This is a genomic window from Pseudoxanthomonas beigongshangi (genome assembly GCF_016820515.1).
In the GTDB taxonomy this organism is placed as follows: Bacteria; Pseudomonadota; Gammaproteobacteria; order Xanthomonadales; family Xanthomonadaceae; genus Pseudoxanthomonas_A; species Pseudoxanthomonas_A beigongshangi.
Map to the genome: position 1 here is coordinate 1 of NZ_JADHDV010000057.1, position 3,532 is coordinate 3,532.

3 protein-coding genes are annotated in these 3,532 nt (G+C 68.0%); all 3 read right to left on the reverse strand.

Annotation, left to right across the window (positions count from 1 at the left end):
• Window positions 1-1,074, reverse strand: a 1,074-nt coding sequence (locus IQ458_RS19395; protein WP_203323834.1) for a cache domain-containing protein, incomplete at its 3' end; no start/stop codon positions are given.
• 582 nt (window positions 1,075-1,656) lie between these two features.
• Complete coding sequence (locus IQ458_RS19400; RefSeq protein WP_141452547.1) at window positions 1,657-2,133, reverse strand: chemotaxis protein CheW; 477 nt, start codon at window positions 2,131-2,133, stop codon at window positions 1,657-1,659.
• Window positions 2,134-2,267: 134 nt separating this feature from the next.
• Window positions 2,268-3,047 (reverse strand): flagellar brake protein, encoded by a 780-nt coding sequence (locus tag IQ458_RS19405; protein ID WP_183636996.1) that lies wholly within the window; start codon window positions 3,045-3,047, stop codon window positions 2,268-2,270.
• Window positions 3,048-3,532: the final 485 nt, after the last annotated feature.

The window sequence follows — 3,532 nt, forward strand, 5'->3', positions numbered from 1 at the left end:
GGCGTTGATGGCCGACAGGCTCGCCTTCACCGCATCGACCGTTTCGGTCATCAGCGCCTTCTCGCCGGGCAGACGCGCGATGTCGACCGACAGATCACCGATGGAGTAGCGCTGCATGATGCGCAGCGCGTCCAGGATTGCGGCCACGTGCTCGCCGACCAGACCGTTGGTCTCGCGCACCATGTCCCCGTACTCGCCGGGGAACGCGGATTCGTCCATGCGATAGCTGATGGTGCCTTCGTCATGGCGGCGCGCCATCTCGCGCTGCGCGCCGATCACCGCGCGCAACTGGTCCTGCATCCGGTGCATGCTTTCCAGCAGGCGCCCGGGTTCGTCGTGCGGCTGCTCGCCGATGGCGTTCTCCAGCCGGCCCGCGGCGATGGACTCGGCCACGCGGGTGGCGTGCCGCAGCGGCACCACGATGCGAGTGCCGATGATCCAGCTCAGCAGCACCACGATGATCACCAGCGCGCCGCCGGCCAGGGTCATGATGCCGGTGAACATCCAGGCTTGGCCCTGTACGTCGTCCATGTACACACCGGTGGCCACCACCCAGTTCCAGGTCTTGTAGGGCGCGGCATAGACGACCTTGGCGATCGGCTCGTCGCCGCCCGGCTTGGGCCAGCGGAACTCGACGAAACCGCCACCGCGGCGCGCGGCTTCCACGCCCTCGCGATACAGCAACACGCCGTCCGGGCTGCGTTCGTCGCCAATCGGCTTGCCGGCCAATTCCTTGCGGATCGGATGCATCAGCATGACCGGCTGCATGTCGTGGATGTAGTAGTAGTCCACGCCCTTGTTGCCGCGCATGCGCTCGATTGCCTTGAGCGCGTTCGCGCGGGCCGCCGCGGGGTCCAGTTCGCCGGATTTTTCCAGGCCTGCGTAGTGATCGAGGATGCCGAAGGTCAGCTCCACCCGGGTCTTCAGGCCCGCCTTGCGGGTTTCATAGAGATCCAGGTACTGCATGCGCGCGGCGATCACGGCCAGGGCCACGATGCCGATCGCGATCAGGACGGTGAGCAGGTTGAGTTTGTGCCGGACCGGCAGGTTGGCGAAGCGGCGGGACAGGTTCATGGCGAACTCGGGGAAGGAAAAGAGGGATCAGGCGGTACGCCGGCGGACGGCGTAAGCACGAAGGGATGCCTGGGCGGGAACCCGAACGGGAACCCGGGCAGGAGCGGCCTCCGGCCGCGAGCTTTCCGCCGGGGGCTCGCCCGCGCGAGAAGCTCGCGTCGGGAACGGCGCTCCTGCGGTCGGGGGCGGCACCATTACAGAATCGGATTCGTGCGCACCCTGCGTGGTGTCGAACCATGCCTGCCATTGCCGCCGTCCGCGATGATTCCGGCGCCCGCTCGCGCTGCACGGAGCGGCAACGCCGATGACCGGCACGGCCGGTATCGAGAGAAACTTGCCGCACCGGGAGGGATCACTGGAACGCGGGCGGGATGCAGCGGACTTCATGGGGACTTCCGTTCACTTCTGGCAGAGGGGCGCTGGGCCCGGTAGTGCTATCGGCGCGGAGCGCGCGGGCGTTGAATCATCCTTGGTCGTAGGGGAATGCCTGACAGCCGGCCGCGCGGGGCGTGCGCGGACGCGGGGGAAGCCTGGCTCCCCCCGCGCGGGCGGTCATGCGATGGAACCGTCGCGCGAGCGGCGTCAGGCCGCTTCGGCTTCGGCGGTGTGTTCGGTCAGATCGGCGCTGTCGATCAGGGTCTCGATGTCCAGCAGGATCAGCATGCGGTCGTCGACGGTGCCGATACCGGAGATGAAGCGGGTATCGACACTGGCGCCGAACTCGGGGGTCGGGCGGATCTGATCCTGCTCCAGCGGGATCACGTCGGAGACGCTGTCGACCACGATGCCGACCACGCGGTCCTCGACGTTGAGCACGATCATCACGGTGAAGGCGTCATAGCGCGCTTCCTTCAGGCGCAGCTTCAGGCGCAGGTCGATGACCGGGACGATGGTGCCGCGCAGGTTGATCACGCCCTTGATGTACTCGGGCGCATCCGGAAGCCGGGTGACGGCGTCGTAACCACGGATCTCCTGGACCTTCAGGATGTCCACCCCGTAGTGCTCCTCGCCCAGCGCGAAGCTGAGGAACTCCGCGGCCGTGGTCTTGTTGTCGCTCATCGCAATGCTCCTGTGCATTCTGGCTGGGACGCGGAGGCGTCCTTCCCGCTACTCATCGGCCGGGCGGGCGGGGACTTTAGGCGGGGAGGCGAGGCGGTGCGCGGAACCGGGATGGGGGCCGCAGAATCGGAGCGTCAGCCGATCCCGCGCTCGCGGGCGCTGCGCTGCCGTTCCATGCGGAAGATGTAGCGCTGGATCTGGGCGTCGCCGCCGCGCGGCAGGTCGGTGAACTGGCAGCCGGCCCGCCAGATTTCCCGGCCGTTGGGGCGGGACTGGCGGAACAGGTTCTTGACCATCAGCCGCACCTGCAGCGGCTCGCCGTCCGGCAGCAGGAGCCGGCAGTCGGTGTATTCGCGGAAGGGACGGAACTCCGGGCGCTCCGGCGGCACTTCCACCGCCAGGCCCCCGCCGCTGATGTCCAGCACCCGCATTTCCACCCACTGCGGTTCCTCCTCGCCGGCGGCGAACGGGATCAGGCAGCGCACCGGATACGAGACCGGCACCTGCAGGCGATAGAACTCGCGCCGCTGCAGGCGCAGCACGCGCTCCGGCAGCGGCGCGCGGAAGGCGGTCTGGCCGTCCACGCGCAGGCGTTCGCAATCGGTCAGGGGAAACTGCACGTGCACGCGATCCAGCTGCGACACGCAGATGATCTGGGCCGCTTCCTCGACCGCGCGGTTGATGGTTTCGCTGATGCTGCCGTCGAACAGCAGGCTTCCCTCATCGGCGGCGAGCTCGATGAGCGCGGTGGGAAAGACATGGCCGCGCGGCACCAGGTGCGCGCTGATCAGGGCGCGGCGGTCGATCAGTGCCTGCAGCACCTGGCGAATGTCGCGCGGGTGCCGGAGCAGGTACTTCTCTTCCTCGTCGTACCGCACGGGTTCCTGGGTGGCGGCCTCGATCTGTTCGGACATGGGCTCGATGTGGGAAGCGGAAAATGGCCAGGCCCGGTGGGGAGCGGGACACCTGCCGATATATCGACCTCGTCACGGATTCTTTAGAGAAGGGGAGAGTGATCGTGATGGGGATTGACCCGCGCGGGGGGAGTCGAGCGGTGTTTGTTGCTGGCGCGAAGAGCCAATCCCCCTCAATCCCCCTTCTTCGAAGGGGGAGGCAAAAAGCGGGTCATCCGTGGAGTTGTCAGCCCCCTTTTGCAAAAGGGGGCGGGCGCCTGCGAAGCAGGTGACGGGGGATTTGCTTTTGGCGGTAAATCCCCTCTTGTTCGTGGGGCTTAGAACTCCTGCCAGTCGCCGTCGGCCAGGGCCGGCTCGGGCTTGCGGCGAACGGGTGCGGCGGGTTTGCGCGGGGCGGGCCGCGCGGGCGCGCGCACGGCCGGCGTCGACGCGGCGGCCACCGGCGTCGGCATCCGCGCGGCCGGGGCATGGCCGTCGAGCTCGAA

Bases quoted from the DNA above. Each gene is read 5' to 3' on its own strand.
- IQ458_RS19400 (WP_141452547.1), bottom strand. From the start codon at position 2,133: ATGAGCGACAACAAGACCACGGCCGCGGAGTTCCTCAGCTTCGCGCTG.
- IQ458_RS19405 (WP_183636996.1), bottom strand. From the start codon at position 3,047: ATGTCCGAACAGATCGAGGCCGCCACCCAGGAACCCGTGCGGTACGAC.